Annotated in this window: 13 protein-coding genes and 1 tRNA gene; 3 read left to right on the top strand and 11 right to left on the bottom strand. The window is 59.0% G+C overall.

Features of this window, described 5'->3' with window-relative positions; genetic code table 11:
• Positions 1-228 precede the first annotated feature (228 nt).
• The gene (gene cra / locus AABM52_RS03955; RefSeq protein ID WP_347910549.1) at positions 229-1,224 is read left to right on the top strand and encodes a catabolite repressor/activator; all 996 of its coding nucleotides are present in this window, start codon (positions 229-231) and stop codon (positions 1,222-1,224) included.
• Between the two features lie 3 nt (positions 1,225-1,227).
• Positions 1,228-2,004, top strand: a complete 777-nt coding sequence (locus AABM52_RS03950; RefSeq protein ID WP_347910548.1) for a TatD family hydrolase — start codon at positions 1,228-1,230, stop codon at positions 2,002-2,004.
• Here AABM52_RS03950 and AABM52_RS03945 read toward each other — a convergent pair whose 3' ends face one another.
• The 4 genes from AABM52_RS03945 to ampD all read right to left on the bottom strand — a co-directional run bounded on the left by AABM52_RS03945 (position 2,005) and on the right by ampD (position 6,266).
• The gene (locus tag AABM52_RS03945; protein WP_347910546.1) at positions 2,005-2,394 is read right to left on the bottom strand and encodes a hypothetical protein; all 390 of its coding nucleotides are present in this window, start codon (positions 2,392-2,394) and stop codon (positions 2,005-2,007) included. It lies immediately after the preceding gene.
• A 257-nt stretch (positions 2,395-2,651) separates the two neighbouring features.
• On the bottom strand, positions 2,652-4,682 hold the full coding sequence (locus AABM52_RS03940) for a methyl-accepting chemotaxis protein (protein WP_347910545.1): 2,031 nt from the start codon (positions 4,680-4,682) through the stop codon (positions 2,652-2,654).
• A 190-nt stretch (positions 4,683-4,872) separates the two neighbouring features.
• Positions 4,873-5,709 carry a regulatory signaling modulator protein AmpE gene (ampE, locus tag AABM52_RS03935; protein ID WP_347910543.1) on the bottom strand — a complete coding sequence of 279 codons (837 nt, stop codon included), beginning with the start codon at positions 5,707-5,709 and terminating at the stop codon, positions 4,873-4,875.
• A complete protein-coding gene (ampD, locus tag AABM52_RS03930; RefSeq protein WP_347910541.1) occupies positions 5,706-6,266 on the bottom strand; it encodes a 1,6-anhydro-N-acetylmuramyl-L-alanine amidase AmpD in 561 nt (186 codons plus the stop codon). Before ampD ends, ampE begins: the two co-directional genes overlap by 4 nt.
• A 252-nt stretch (positions 6,267-6,518) precedes the next feature.
• Between ampD and nadC the strand changes: the two genes are divergently transcribed.
• A complete protein-coding gene (nadC, locus tag AABM52_RS03925) occupies positions 6,519-7,367 on the top strand; it encodes a carboxylating nicotinate-nucleotide diphosphorylase (protein WP_347910539.1) in 849 nt (282 codons plus the stop codon).
• 51 nt (positions 7,368-7,418) lie between these two features.
• Here the strand turns inward: nadC and AABM52_RS03920 are convergent, their stop codons facing one another.
• The 7 genes from AABM52_RS03920 to infB all read right to left on the bottom strand — a co-directional run bounded on the left by AABM52_RS03920 (position 7,419) and on the right by infB (position 14,777).
• Positions 7,419-7,724, bottom strand: coding sequence for a DUF6388 family protein (locus AABM52_RS03920; RefSeq protein ID WP_347910537.1), 306 nt, complete (start codon positions 7,722-7,724; stop codon positions 7,419-7,421).
• Positions 7,725-7,856: 132 nt separating this feature from the next.
• Positions 7,857-7,932 (bottom strand) — tRNA-Thr (locus AABM52_RS03915).
• Positions 7,933-8,070: 138 nt separating this feature from the next.
• Entirely contained in the window at positions 8,071-10,176 is a 2,106-nt protein-coding gene (gene pnp, locus AABM52_RS03910) for a polyribonucleotide nucleotidyltransferase (RefSeq protein ID WP_007915263.1), read from the bottom strand.
• A gap of 206 nt (positions 10,177-10,382) precedes the next feature.
• Positions 10,383-10,652, bottom strand: coding sequence for a 30S ribosomal protein S15 (gene rpsO / locus AABM52_RS03905; RefSeq protein WP_347910535.1), 270 nt, complete (start codon positions 10,650-10,652; stop codon positions 10,383-10,385).
• Between the two features lie 117 nt (positions 10,653-10,769).
• Entirely contained in the window at positions 10,770-11,687 is a 918-nt protein-coding gene (gene truB / locus AABM52_RS03900; RefSeq protein ID WP_046038714.1) for a tRNA pseudouridine(55) synthase TruB, read from the bottom strand.
• A gap of 3 nt (positions 11,688-11,690) precedes the next feature.
• Entirely contained in the window at positions 11,691-12,092 is a 402-nt protein-coding gene (gene rbfA / locus AABM52_RS03895; RefSeq protein ID WP_007973108.1) for a 30S ribosome-binding factor RbfA, read from the bottom strand.
• A gap of 159 nt (positions 12,093-12,251) precedes the next feature.
• The gene (gene infB, locus AABM52_RS03890) at positions 12,252-14,777 is read right to left on the bottom strand and encodes a translation initiation factor IF-2 (RefSeq protein ID WP_347910534.1); all 2,526 of its coding nucleotides are present in this window, start codon (positions 14,775-14,777) and stop codon (positions 12,252-12,254) included.
• Positions 14,778-14,784: the final 7 nt, after the last annotated feature.

Below are 14,784 nucleotides of genomic sequence, written 5' to 3'. Positions count from 1 at the left end.
TTGGTCATCGCTTTTGGCGGTTTCACGGCAGAACCGGCCAAAGGCGCCTAAAACGTAGAAAGTACGCTTGCTGAAACGTTTAATCTAGATCGATTGGCACGTTACTCGATATTGGCCCATCCTTGAAGTCCAACTTGTCGGATGCGTTGCGACAATGGTCGCCTGCCTTAATCGGTTAGGATTGACGAAAATGTCGAGGCAATCTCGAAAAAACAAGGAAACAGCGGGTTGAAACTCAGTGATATCGCCCAGTTGGCCGGTGTGTCCGTCACCACCGCCAGCTATGTCATCAATGGCAAGGCCGAACAACAGCGCATCAGCAGCGCTACCGTCGAACGCGTGCGCGCGGTCGTCGAACAACATGGCTTCACGCCTAACCCACAGGCCGCCGGTTTGCGCAGCCGGCACACCCGCACATTGGGGTTCATTCTGCCGGATCTGGAAAACCCCAGTTACGCGCGAATCGCCAAATTGCTGGAGCAAGGTGCGCGGGCCCGGGGTTATCAGTTGCTGATCGCCAGTTCCGACGATGCACCGGACAGTGAACGGCAACTGCTGCAACTGTTCCGCGCCCGGCGTTGCGACGCACTGATCGTTGCCAGCTGCCTGCCGGCCGGCGACGACAGCTATCACCAATTGCAGGCCAAGGGCATTCCGATCATCGCCATCGACCGGGTCATGGAACCCGAGCATTTCTGCTCGGTGATCAGTGACGACCGCGAGGCCAGCCTGCAACTGACCCGCAGCCTGCTCGATCCCTTGCCTAAACAGATCGCACTGATCGGCGCCCGCCCGGAGCTGAGCATCAGCCAGGAACGTTGCGCCGGCTTCAAAGAGGCGCTCGCCGGGTTCAACGGTGAGGTGCTGATCGAAGAAGGCGAGTCCTTCAGCCGTGAGTGCGGCAAACAACTGATGGAAGAGTTGCTGCAGCGTCTGGGCCATTTACCCGATGCCCTGGTGACCACATCCTACGTGTTGCTTCAGGGCGTGTTCGATGCGCTGCACGACTTCCCGCTGAAAAACCGCCCGCTACGCCTCGGCACGTTCGGCGACACCCAGTTGCTGGACTTCCTGCCGCTGCCGGTCAACGCCATGGCCCAGCAACACCAGCTGATCGCCGACAAGGCCCTTGCGCTGGCCCTGGCAGCCATCGAGCAGTCGGATTACCGGCCCGGCGTGCAGGCCATCCCGCGCACGTTCAAGCAGCGTATTCGCCAGGACTGAACCGTGGAGCTGATCGACACCCACACCCATCTGGATTTTCCGGACTTCGACGCCGACCGCCAGGCGTTGCTGGCCGAAAGCCGCGCCCTCGGGGTGCGGCGGATCGTGGTGCTGGGGGTTTATCAGGCCAATTGGCAGCGGGTCTGGGAGCTGGTGCAGAGTGATCCCGACCTGCACGCCGCGTTCGGATTGCACCCGGTGTACCTGGACGATCATCGCCCGCAACACCTGAGCGAACTCGCTGACTGGCTGACCCGTCTGGCCGGCCATCGGCAACTGTGCGCAGTCGGCGAGATCGGCCTGGATTACTTCATCGAAACCCTGGACCGCGACCGCCAGCAGGCATTGTTCGACGCACAGCTGCAACTGGCGGCTGACTTCAATCTTCCAGCACTGATCCACGTGCGGCGTAGCCATGCGGCGGTGATTGCCACGCTCAAACGCTTCAAGCTCAAACGGGCCGGCATCATCCACGCCTTTGCCGGCAGCCAGGAAGAAGCGCGGGAATACATCAAGCTCGGTTTCAAACTCGGCCTTGGTGGCGCCCCGACCTGGCCGCAGGCGCTGCGCATGCACCGCGTGCTCGGCGAACTGCCACTGGATTCGGTGGTGCTGGAAACCGACTCGCCCGACATGGCCCCAGCCATGTTCCCCGGCCAACGCAACAGCCCGGCACACCTGCCGGCGATCTGCGCGGCATTGGCGCAATGGATGGCGATCAGCCCGGAACGACTGGCGGCTGCCAGCACCGCCAACAGCTGCGAAGTGTTCGGCTGGTAATCAGTCGGCGTGAGCCCTGGCAGCTTCCAGGATCAGCGTCAGGTGCTGGCGTCGGCGGAAGTAACGGACCACCGCGAAATACACGAATATGGCGATCAGCGAAGCATTCAACTGTTCGATGACGCTGAGCATCCCCACCCACTCCATCACCAACGCCACCAGCAAGGCGATGCAGACCATCATCCGCAGGCTGGCGCGCAACAGCGAAAAAGAGTCGAGCGACTTGAAGCGCCTGAATTGTTCCGGACAACGTAACTGAACGTGTTTCTGGCAGTGGGCACAGGCAAACGCCTCATTGATCGCAATGGCGTTGAGTTGCCAGGGTTGAAGCAGCAATGTGCGCTGACAATGCGCACAGCGTCCCTGGACTCCTGATGTTGCAACAGACATAACCAAGTTCCTCCATGAAGTAAGCCGCGTAACTCTTCCTTGATTGACATTCAAAATCCAGCGCACGGAAAGAATCAGGAGGATTCTCACCGGGAAAAGGAAAAAGTATTACGAAACTTTCCGACAGTACACCAAAACGTGGGAGTGGGCTTGCCCGCGAACACGGCGGCACATTCAACATCGATGTGACTGAAAGATCGCTATCGTCGGATCGCCGCCCGGAGCAAGCTCGCTCCTACAGGTTCCCGAGCGGTCTTTCAGACCCGGAATGCACTGATCAACTGCTTCAACTCCACGACCTGGGCCGACAACGCCCGGCTGGCATCTTCGGTCTGATGTGCACCTTCAGCGGTGCGCTCGCCGGCGCGGTTGATCTCGACGATGTTCTGGTCGATGTCATGAGCTACGGCGGTTTGTTGCTCTACAGCGGCGGCAATCTGCTGGTTCTGGTCGACGATCATGCCCACCGCTCCCAGGATGTTTTCCAGCGCCCGCTGGACCTTCTCCGACTGCCCCACCGTACCGCTGGCCATTTCATGGCTGGTGCCCATGGCCTTGACCGCCGCGCCGACACCACCATGGAGCCTGGCGATCATCTGCTCGATTTCTTCGGTCGACTGCTGGGTTCGTTTGGCCAGGGTCCGGACTTCGTCGGCTACCACGGCGAAACCACGGCCCTGCTCACCGGCCCGTGCTGCCTCGATGGCGGCATTGAGCGCCAGCAGGTTGGTCTGCTCGGCGATGCTCTTGATCACTTCGAGCACGCGGCTGATGGACTGGCTGTCGCTGGCCAGTTGGTTGATCACCAGCACCGATTGATCGATCTCGCTGGCCAGCGCGGCAATGCTGCCTTGCTGCGACTCCACCAGACCGCGACCATTGATGGTCTCATCGTTGACACTGTGGGCACTGCTGACCGCCGCGGCGGCACTGCGCGCGACCTCCTGGGAAGTGGCCGACATCTGGTTCATCGCCGTGGCCACTTGTTCGATCTGCGTGCGCTGCCCGGCGACGGCCTGGTTGCTTTGCGCGGAAACGCTTTCCACTTGCCCGGCCTGACGCTCGACTTCACTGACGGTCTGCCCCACCCGCTCGATCAGGTCATGGATCTTTTTCACGGTGCCGTTGAACACCTCGCCCAACTCCCCCAACTCATCGCGGCTGTGGGCGCTGAAGGTCACGGTCATGTCGCCGGCCGCCACCTTGTCCATCACCCCCCCCAGGCGTTTGAGGGTGGTGCGGGTCGAGGCATAGAAACCGCCGTAGAGGTAGAATATCAGTACAAACACCACTGACAACGCCACGGCCTGCAAGATCATGTGCGTACGATTCTGGTCCAGGCGTTGCTGCAACTGCGGGCCGAGGTACTTCAGGGTCGCTTCATTGAGTTGGTAAGTCTGGTCCATCAGGGCAGTGACCTGATCGTAAAAACCCTGCCACGGCGCGTCGAGGGTATCGGCCATGACCACTTGCTCTTCGAACAGCTCGCTGGCTTTTTTCAAGGATGCCCGGCTGCTATCGGCCTGAGTCGCCAGGTTATCGCGTGCGGCTTTGCTGGAACCCACGGCATCCTGCAACTTCAGGCCATACTCGGCCTGGAGCTTTTCAATCTGCGCCAGCAATTCATCGAAACGGGTACTCGACGCCGAGTTGATGAACCCCTGCCCCAACGAGTAAGACCCCATTGCCCGACCTTCGCCCAGGATCTGGGTGACCCTTGGCGTGACGAGGGTGACGAGTTCGCTCAACTGGCGCATGTCGTTCTGGTTGTCGCGACTGAGACCGGACTGGCTGGTGATGAGCTGGCTGAAAATCTGCGCGCTGCCCACCAGTTTGCCGATCAAGGCACTTTTGCTTTGCAGGGAGTTTTCCGTTTGCTGGGCCTTGAACGCGGCGATCATTTCATCGCGCTTGCCATCAAACACCGCGACCTGCTCCGGGTCGCTGGTCATCGCCGTCAGCCCTTGCAGGCGAGTCAGAATATTCTGTTCGAGGGCGCTGATCTTCGATTCGACATTGCCGGCCTTGCCGGATTGGCCGAGGCTGACATTGATCTGCACCAGGTTGTTCAGGGTTTCCAGATCGCGCCGTAACGTCAGGCTACTGCCCAACAGGTCGAGACTTTGCAGTTCGATCCGCGTGCCCTGGAATTCGCGATAGGAGTCACGCACCAGATAGAAGTTGGTCACCAGCATCGGCACCAGGAACAGTACGCTGATCAGGCTGAACTTCATGCCGAAGCTCAGGCGGTTCATCAGTGCGACAGCGGGATAGAGCAAGCTCTTCACTGGATGTCTCCCTTCAATTTCTTATTTTTTTTATTGGCAGGCGCAGACAGACAGCAGATAGCCACTATTCGGCGCTATCTCTGTATAACTTAAATCGGCAGGAGGTTTTGTAACTTAAGGTTAACGACAGGGCGAAGCACTTCGGACTAGTGATCGCCCCGTGGCTAAGGGGCTTGCTCTGAATGCGGTGCTAATGCAGCACCGTCCACAACGCAAACCCGGCATACCAGAGCACCGCCGCACGCAGCAGCAGCGCCCAGATGCGGTCCAGATTGTTGATACCTTCCGCGCCCGTCACCGGTGCCGGAATTTCACCGGCCACCAGCCCGACTTTCACGATCAATTGCGCAGCGCTGATGTTCCAGTTCAGCAGTTCATGCAGCATGACCCGACTGACCGCGACAAAATTGCCGACCAAAGCAAGGCTCGCCGCCAGCAGACGCACCGGCAACCAGTCGAAGGCGTGACGCAGTTGCCCGGCGCGCTCGACCACCGCCGGGTTTTTCCCGTGCTCTTCGGCCAGCGCCAGCAGTCGATAACTCAGCGCCGCGACCGGACCCAACAGGAAGTACCAGAAAATCACCGCGAAAAAGCTCTGGTAGGCCTCCCACAGCAAATGCCCTTCGACCTGCTCCAGCAGCTGCTCGCCACTGTCTGCGCAGATATCCAGGTCGCGCTTGGCGACATGGGCCGCCGCTTGCAGGTCCTCCCGACGCCAGGCATCGCGGAACGGCCCGAGATCGCCCAGCAGATCACCGCGCCCCAGGCTGTAGATCACCACCAGCAAATGGATCGGCAGCGCCAGCAACCCGTAGGCCACCGGCTCGATGACAACCAGCAGCAAACCCAGCAACGCCACCGGCAACAAGACCACTACCGACAACACCAGCCATGGCCGCTCCGAAAGTCGCGGACTGGCCTCAAGCTTGTTCAGCTCGTGTGTCCAGCCATTGTCACGCTGAACCCGATGGCGCAGGGCCGAGAACTTCTCGATCCACACCGCCAACAGCAACACCAGAAAACTCATCGTCCTTCCTCTTGTGCCAGGGCGGCACGATAGCGTGCCCAGTCGAACGCCGGCCCTGGATCGGTTTTGCGCCCCGGTGCAATGTCGCTGTGCCCGCAGATGCGCTCGGTGGTGATTGCCGTGAACGCCTGCTGCAACTGGCGGGTCAGGGCTGTCAACGCGCGGTATTGCGCGTCGGTGAACGGCAGATCATCCGTGCCTTCAAGCTCGATACCCACGGAAAAATCGTTACAGGTTTCTCGCCCCTCGAAGCACGAGACACCCGCATGCCACGCACGCTCAAGACATGAAACAAACTGGGTGACGGTACCGTCTCGCTCGATCAGAAAGTGCGCCGACACCCGCAAATCCGCGATCCCTTCAAAATAGGGATGTTCGGTGACATCCAGACGATTCTGGAAAAATTCCTGCACCTTGCCGGTGGCGAACTGCGCCGGAGGCAGGCTGATGTTGTGGATCACCAGCAGGGAGATTTCGTCTGTGGGGCGCGCATTGAAGTTGGGTGAGGGGCAGACCTGCACACCCTGAATCCAACCGCTCGCGGGGTCCAACTGCATACCGATTCCTTCAACGTCGACTGTATTGGCACAGTATGCCGCGATAATCCCCCGGGGCGCGATCACTTGCCGTATTTGAGGCGCTGGAGGTTGCCGATCTCAAACAGGCGCTTGCTCGGAATCGACGATCAACGCCGACAACGGCAGAGAATCGACCAAATGCAGGCGCCAGCGCCAACGTAACGCTCTGATGCCTTGGGTTGGTCCGTGCCATGGCCCTATAATCGAGCCACTTTGTTTGTGGAGTCCGTTATGCCGAATCTACGTCTCGCCGATCTGACCGCCGAAATCGAAGCCAACGTGCGCCGTGCGTTGCGTGAAGACATTGGCAGCGGCGACATCACCGCTCAGTTGATCCCGGCCGAACGCCTGGCCAAAGCCACCATCATTACCCGCGATGCGGCCGTCATCAGCGGCACCGCCTGGGTAGATAACGTGTTTCGGCAACTGGACCCACGGGTGGCGGTGCACTGGCAGGTTGCCGACGGTGAACGGGTGACGCCCAATCAGGTGCTGTTCCACCTCGAAGGCCCTGCACGCTCGCTCCTGACCGGCGAACGCAGCGCCCTGAACTTCCTGCAATTGCTCTCCGGCGTGGCGACCCGCGCTCAATACCTGGCGGACTTCGTGGCCGAGACCCAGGTCAAGCTGCTCGACACCCGTAAAACCCTGCCGGGGCTGCGCCTGGCGCAGAAGTACGCCGTGACCTGCGGTGGTTGCCACAACCACCGCATCGGCCTGTACGACGCCTTCCTGATCAAGGAAAACCACATCGCCGCCAGCGGCGGCATCGCGCAGGCCATCGCTGCTGCGCACAAGATCGCCCCGGGCAAACCGGTCGAGATTGAAGTGGAAAGCCTGGATGAATTGAAAGAAGCGCTGGCGGCCGGTGCCGACATCATCATGCTCGACGAACTGAGCCTGGACGACATGCGCGAAGCCGTGCGCCTGAACGCCGGCAAGGCCAAGCTGGAGGCAAGCGGAGGGATCAACGAAAGTACGTTGCTGCCGATTGCACAGACCGGGGTGGATTACATTTCGATCGGTGCGATGACCAAGGATGTGAAGGCGGTAGACCTGTCGATGCGACTGAGTCTCTGATCGCGCCTCGCCGTATGAAAAACGCCAGCCTCATCAAGGCTGGCGTTTTTGTCAGACCACCAGATTGTTCATCTCGCAGTACTCTTCCCACTCGACACCTAGTACCTCGGCCGCTTCTTTATGCAGCTTCAGGCGTTCTGTCTCGTACTCATCCGGTGTCGAGGTGTACTTGAGGCTCAACTCCCACGGCTGCAAGCCCTGGGCTTCGGCTTCATCCTCGAACGCCCACTGAATCTGGTCCTTCTGATCATCGGCACTCAGGTCCTTGATCTCTTCCATCAGATCCGGCACATCCAGCACGTACTTTTTCAGTGCTTCTTCGTGTCTGGCTTCTTGGGTCAATTCTTTTATTGTCATGGCGTTCTCGTTGATCTGGGGAATGGAAGATGGATCTGGATCATCAAGGATCTCTCTGACGCAAAAAACCGTATGAAGCGCGGTTTATCTGGCCTTCAGAACCATTCGGGATCATCTGAAAACAAGTCTTGCTGGTGCCCGAGACAGGAATCGAACCTGCGACCTTCGCGTTACGAGTGCGCTGCTCTACCGGCTGAGCTACACGGGCGGTGGGCTAAACCTAGCACTGACTTCAGGGGCAGGCAACTTCCGGAACGTCTCAATTTCCTGCAGACAAAAAAATGCCCCACAGCTTTCACTGCGGGGCATTTTCTACAACGTTGAAGCGGTCAGGCGTAAGGCGCGATTAAACGCCCGAAGCCTTGGCTGCTGCCACGTCTTTGATGGACAGCTTGATACGGCCGCGGTTGTCCACGTCCAGTACCAGTACTTCCACTTCCTGGCCTTCTTTCAGGATGTCGGTCACTTTCTCAACGCGAGCGTCGCTCAGCATGGAGATGTGAACCAGACCGTCCTTGCCCGGCAGGATGTTGACGAATGCGCCGAAGTCGACGATGCGCTCAACCTTGCCCACGTAGATCTTGCCGATTTCGGCTTCAGCGGTGATACCCAGAACGCGCTGACGTGCTGCTTCAGCCGCTTCCTTGGTTTCGCCGAAGATCTTGATCGAACCGTCGTCTTCGATGTCGATCGAAGCCTTGGTTTCTTCGCAGATCGCACGAATGGTCGCGCCGCCTTTACCGATGACGTCACGGATTTTGTCGGTGTCGATCTTCATCGCGATCATGGTCGGAGCGTTGGCCGACAGTTCGGTACGCGACTGGCCAATGATCTGGTTCATCTGGCCGAGGATGTTCAGGCGCGCTTCCAGGGCTTGGCCCAGAGCGATCTCCATGATCTCTTCGGTGATGCCCTTGATCTTGATGTCCATCTGCAGCGCGGTGACGCCTTTGGCGGTACCGGCTACCTTGAAGTCCATGTCGCCCAGGTGGTCTTCGTCACCCAGGATGTCGGTCAGGACGGCGAATTTCTCGCCTTCTTTAACCAGACCCATGGCGATACCGGCAACCGGCGCCTTCATCGGCACACCAGCGTCCATCAGGGCCAGGGAAGCACCGCAAACGGAAGCCATCGAGCTCGAACCGTTGGATTCGGTGATTTCCGACACAACACGGATGGTGTACGGGAACACGTCAGCGGCAGGCAGCATGGCCGAAACCGAACGACGGGCCAGACGGCCGTGACCGATTTCGCGACGACCAGCGCCACCCATGCGACCACACTCGCCTACCGAGAACGGAGGGAAGTTGTAGTGCAGCATGAACGGGTCTTTTTTCTCGCCTTCCAGGGTGTCGAGCAGCTGTGCATCACGGGCAGTACCCAGAGTTGCAACGACCAGAGCCTGGGTTTCGCCACGGGTGAACAGAGCCGAACCGTGGGTTTTTGGCAGAACACCGACTTCGATGTTCAACGGACGTACAGTCTTGGTGTCGCGACCGTCGATACGTGGCTTGCCGTTAACAATGTTTTCGCGAACGGTGCGGTATTCGATTTCGCCGAAAGCCGCTTTGACTTCGCTGGAGGAAGGCTGGCCTTCTTCACCGGACAGCTTGGCTACAACCTGGTCCTTCAACTCGCCCAGGCGAGCGTAACGGTCGGCCTTGACGGTGATGGTGTAGGCCTGGGAGATCGCTTCGCCGAACTCGGCACGGATAGCGCCCAGCAGTTCGGTGGCTTCTGGCGCAGGAGCCCAGGTCCAGGTTGGCTTGGCAGCTTCAGCGGCCAGTTCTTTAACAGCGTTGATCACAACCTGGAACTCGTCGTGAGCAAACAGTACCGCGCCCAGCATCTGGTCTTCGGTCAGCTCTTTGGCTTCCGATTCAACCATCAGTACGGCGTCCGAAGTACCGGCAACGACCATGTCCAGGCTCGAAGCAGCCTGTTGCTCGTAGGTCGGGTTCAGCAGGTAGCCGGTGCTTTCGTGGAAGGCAACGCGGGCAGCGCCGATCGGGCCATCGAAAGGAATGCCGGAGATCGCCAGCGCAGCCGAGGTACCGATCATCGCAGCGATGTCCGGATCGGTCTTCTTGCTGGTGGAAACGACGGTGCAGACAACCTGCACTTCGTTCATGAAGCCTTCCGGGAACAGCGGACGGATCGGACGGTCGATCAGTCGGGAAGTCAGGGTTTCTTTCTCGGAAGGACGGCCTTCGCGCTTGAAGAAACCGCCAGGGATCTTACCGGCAGCGTAAGTCTTTTCCTGGTAGTGAACAGACAGAGGGAAGAAGCCCTTGCCTGGATCGGCTTGTTTTGCACCGACTACAGTCACCAATACGCTGACGTCGTCGTCAACGGTGACCAATACTGCGCCGGAGGCCTGACGGGCGATACGGCCAGTCTCGAGGGTAACGGTCGACTGACCGAACTGGAATTTTTTGATTACCGGGTTCACGGTGTCCTACCTTCTTTGTGGCTCTTGGGGGAACTGGTTTCTTGCGAAATTCTTGGGCAATGTCGGGAATCGGCCCGACCGGTTTGTCCAGGTGTTACTCAGGCAAAGCAGGTATCCAGATAAAACTTGAGGCTGGGAGCCTGCCATGCGCCGGCGGGAAACCCGCTGGTGCACGACAGACAACCAACCTCTAGCGCAATCGCTTATTAGCGACGCAGACCCAGGCGACCGATCAGAGTCTGATAGCGACCCAGATCCTTGCCTTTCAGGTAGTCCAGCAGCTTACGACGCTGGTTAACCATGCGGATCAGACCACGACGGGAGTGGTGGTCTTTACCGTTGGCCTTGAAGTGACCTTGCAGCTTGTTGATGTTGGCGGTCAGCAGTGCAACTTGCACTTCTGGCGAACCGGTGTCACCAACAGCTTGCTGGTAGTCAGTTACGATTTGAGCTTTTTCTTGAACGTCGAGAGCCATGAGGCAATCCTTTTATCAGGAAACTGTTTCAGAAAAACAGTTTCAACAGGCCAGGGACAAATCCCTGTATCTAAAAATGAGTAGTGACCGTGCCTGTTGACAGCCACCCTCGTCCGGTCATTCTGACCGAATCAGTCGACGCGGCGCGATGCGCCCGTCTTCGCTCACTTCACCGATACCGATGAAGCGACCATTGTGATCCTGTACCCGCACCATGCCGAACTTCGGAGCATCCGGGGCACGTACCGGCTGGCCGTTGAGCCAGTAGAACGCGCTCGCTTCCGAGAACTGCAGCAGAGGCCAATCCAGCAGGCCGCTGTCCGATGGCATCAGGAAGCGATCGACCGCTTCGTTACCGCCTTCGGCATGTACCGCTTCCAGCTCTTCGAGGGTAACCGTCTGCGCCAGGGTGAATGGCCCGGCCTGGGTACGTCGCAGTTCTGCAACGTAAGCGCCACAACCGAGTTGCTCACCGATATCCTCCACCAGGGTGCGGATATAGGTGCCTTTAGTGCAATCCACCGCCAGCCGCGCAGTATCACCTTCGAAGGCCAGCAATTCCAAGCGCGTAATAGTAACAGAACGCGGTTCGCGCTCCACTACTTCGCCTGCACGAGCCAGCTTGTACAGCGGCTGGCCATCACGCTTGAGCGCCGAGTACATCGGTGGTATCTGACTGATTTGCCCACGAAATTTCGGCAGTACAGCCTCGACATCGGGGCGACCAACGGTAACCGGGCGCTCCTGCAAAACTTCACCTTCGGCATCTGCCGTGGTGGTGGTCTTGCCCAGTTGCGCCAGGGTTTCATAACCCTTGTCGGAATCGAGCAGGTATTGCGAGAACTTGGTCGCCTCGCCGAAGCACAGCGGCAACACGCCGGTGGCCAAGGGATCGAGACTGCCGGTATGACCGGCCTTTTCGGCGTTCAGCAACCAGCGAACCTTCTGCAAGGCCGCGTTGGAGGTGAACCCCAGCGGCTTGTCGAGAAGGATAATGCCGCTGACGTTACGACGGATACGTTTGACCTGAGCCACCGATTACTCCTTGGTGTCTTCGGCTTCTGCCGCAACCGGATGCTGATTGTCTTCAGCCACTGCGCGCTCGATCAATGCCGACAGATGCGCACCACGCACGACGCTTTCGTCGTAGTGGAAGTGCAGCTGTGGAACGCTGCGCAGCTTCATCTCGCGAGCCAGCTGCATGCGCAGGAAACCGGCGGCGGAGTTGAGCACCTTGATGCTTTGTGCAATTTCTTCGGCGCTGTCCTGCCCCATCACGGTGATGAAGATCTTGGCGTGACCGACGTCACGACTGACTTCCACAGCGGTAATAGTGACCAGGCCGACGCGCGGGTCTTTGACTTCACGACGGATCAGTTGTGCCAGCTCGCGCTGCATCTGATCGCCGATACGTTGGGTACGGCTATATTCTTTTGCCATGTCTTGTTACCTGTTACTGCCCCACGGTGAAACCCGTGAGGTCTGAAAGCGGCAAACGCCCGGCCTGACAAAAGCCAGACCGGGCGTTGCGTTTAGAGTCCTGGTGACGAACTGTGCATTTGCATGCGACGACCCGTCACGGCTCCTGAAGTGCGCGAATTAGAGGCTGCGAGCAACCTGCACCTTCTCGAAGACTTCGATCTTGTCACCGACTTTAACGTCGTTGTAGCTCTTCACGCCGATACCGCATTCCATGCCGGCACGTACTTCGGAAGCGTCATCCTTGAAGCGGCGCAGGGATTCCAGCTCGCCTTCGAAGATAACGATGTCTTCACGCAGTACACGGATTGGACGGTTACGGTGAACAACACCTTCGATAACCATGCAACCGGCGATCGCGCCAAACTTCGGCGAACGGAACACGTCACGCACTTCGGCGATACCCAGGATGTTCTCGCGAACATCGCTGCCGAGCATACCGGTCAGGGCTTTCTTGACGTCTTCGATGATGTCGTAGATCACGTTGTAGTAACGCATATCCAGACCTTCCTGCTCGACGATCTTGCGCGCGCCAGCATCGGCACGCACGTTGAAGCCGAACAGTACAGCGTTGGAGGCCAGTGCCAGGTTGGCGTCGGATTCGGTGATACCACCGACACCGCCACCCACTACACGCACTTGCACTTCGTCGTTACCCAGGCCGTTCAAGGCACCGTTCAACGCTTCCAACGAACCACGGACGTCGGATTTGAGGACGATGTTGAGCGTCTTCTTCTCTTCCTGGCCCATGTTTTCGAAGATGTTTTCCAGCTTGCCGGCGTGGGCACGGGCCAGCTTGACTTCGCGGAACTTGCCTTGACGGAACAGAGCCACTTCACGGGCTTTCTTCTCGTCGGCAACCACGCTCATCTCGTCGCCAGCATCCGGGGTACCGTCCAGGCCGAGGATCTCGACAGGGATGGCCGGACCGGCTTCCTTGATTGACTTGCCGTTCTCGTCGAGCATGGCACGTACGCGGCCATAGTTCGAACCGACCAGGACCATGTCGCCTTGGCGCAGGGTACCGTCTTGAACCAGAACGGTAGCCACCGGACCACGGCCCTTGTCCAGACGGGACTCAACCACAACGCCACGGCCAGGAGCCGATGGAGTGGCAGTCAGTTCCAGGACTTCGGCTTGCAGCAATACGGCTTCGAGCAGTTCGTCGACGCCAGTACCCATCTTCGCGGAGACCGGTACGAATGGAGTGTCACCACCCCACTCTTCCGACGTCACGCCGTGAACCGACAGTTCGCTACGGATGCGATCGAGATCGGCACCCGGCTTGTCGATCTTGTTCACCGCCACGACCAGCGGAACACCCGCAGCCTTGGCATGCTGAACAGCTTCAATGGTCTGCGGCATCACGCCGTCGTCCGCTGCAACCACCAGGATCACGATGTCGGTAGCCTTGGCACCACGGGCACGCATTGCGGTAAACGCAGCGTGACCAGGGGTGTCGAGGAACGTCACCATGCCACGGTCGGTTTCAACGTGGTAAGCACCGATGTGCTGGGTGATACCACCGGCTTCGCCAGCAGCAACCTTGGCACGACGGATATAGTCGAGCAGGGAAGTCTTACCGTGGTCAACGTGGCCCATTACGGTCACGACTGGTGCACGGGAAACTGCCTCGCCTTCAAACTTCAGGGACTCGGCGAGGGAATCTTCCAGGGCGGTGTCGCTGACCAGGGTCACTTTGTGGCCCAGTTCCTCGGCAACCAACTGGGCAGTTTCCTGATCCAGTACCTGGTTGATGGTCGCTGGAGTACCCAGTTTGAACATGAACTTGATGATTTCAGCAGCCTTCACCGACATCTGCTGGGCGAGATCGCCAACAGTGATGGTTTCGCCGATCTTCACTTCGCGCACGACAGGGCCGGTAGGGCTCTGGAAACCGTGGGCGTTGCGCTTCTTCAGCTTGGCCTTGCCGCGACCACCACGACGGAAGCCATCGCTTTCTTCGTCAGTAGTACGTGGGGCAACACGTGGAGCCGGAGCCTTTTCCTTGACCGAAGCACGATGCGGAGCGTTTTTGCGCTCGCCATCGCCGCTACCGCGACGACTGTTGTCGTCGGCACGTGGCTTGTCCGGACGGCGCTGTTCGTCACGCTTGCGGGTATCGGCCGCAGGAGCTGGAGCAGCCGCCACAACCGGTGCGCTTTCGCGAACTGGCTCGGCCACCACAGCAGGCGCTGCAACAGGTACGGCTTGGGCGTTCGGCGCAGCAGCAGGCTGGCGACGCGCTTCTTCTTCGGCGCGACGCTTGGCTTCTTCTTCAGCCTTCTGACGAGCAGCATTTTCTACTGCGCGACGTTCATCCAGTTCACGCTTGCGCTCGGCTTCGATTTCTTCCGGGCTGCGCTGTACGAAGACTTTCTTCTTGCGTACTTCAACGCTGATGCTCTTGCTACCAGCAACACGCAGGGTGCTGGTGGTTTTACGCTGCAGCGTAATCTTGCGTGGTTCTTCCACTTTCGCCTTGTGGCTGCTTTTCAAGTGAGTCAGCAACGATTGCTTCTCACTGTCAGTCACATTTTCTTCGGCGGCGGTGTGCGGCAGACCTGCCTCACGCATCTGCTGCAACAGGCGCTCTACCGGTGTTTTGACCTCATCGGCCAGTTGTTTCACCGTGACTTGCGTCATGCACTTC

Source organism: Pseudomonas grandcourensis (assembly GCF_039909015.1).
Classification (GTDB): domain Bacteria; phylum Pseudomonadota; class Gammaproteobacteria; order Pseudomonadales; family Pseudomonadaceae; genus Aquipseudomonas; species Aquipseudomonas grandcourensis.
The sequence above is the reverse complement of the archived record's forward strand: the minus strand, read 5'-3'. Positions and strand labels throughout refer to the sequence as shown.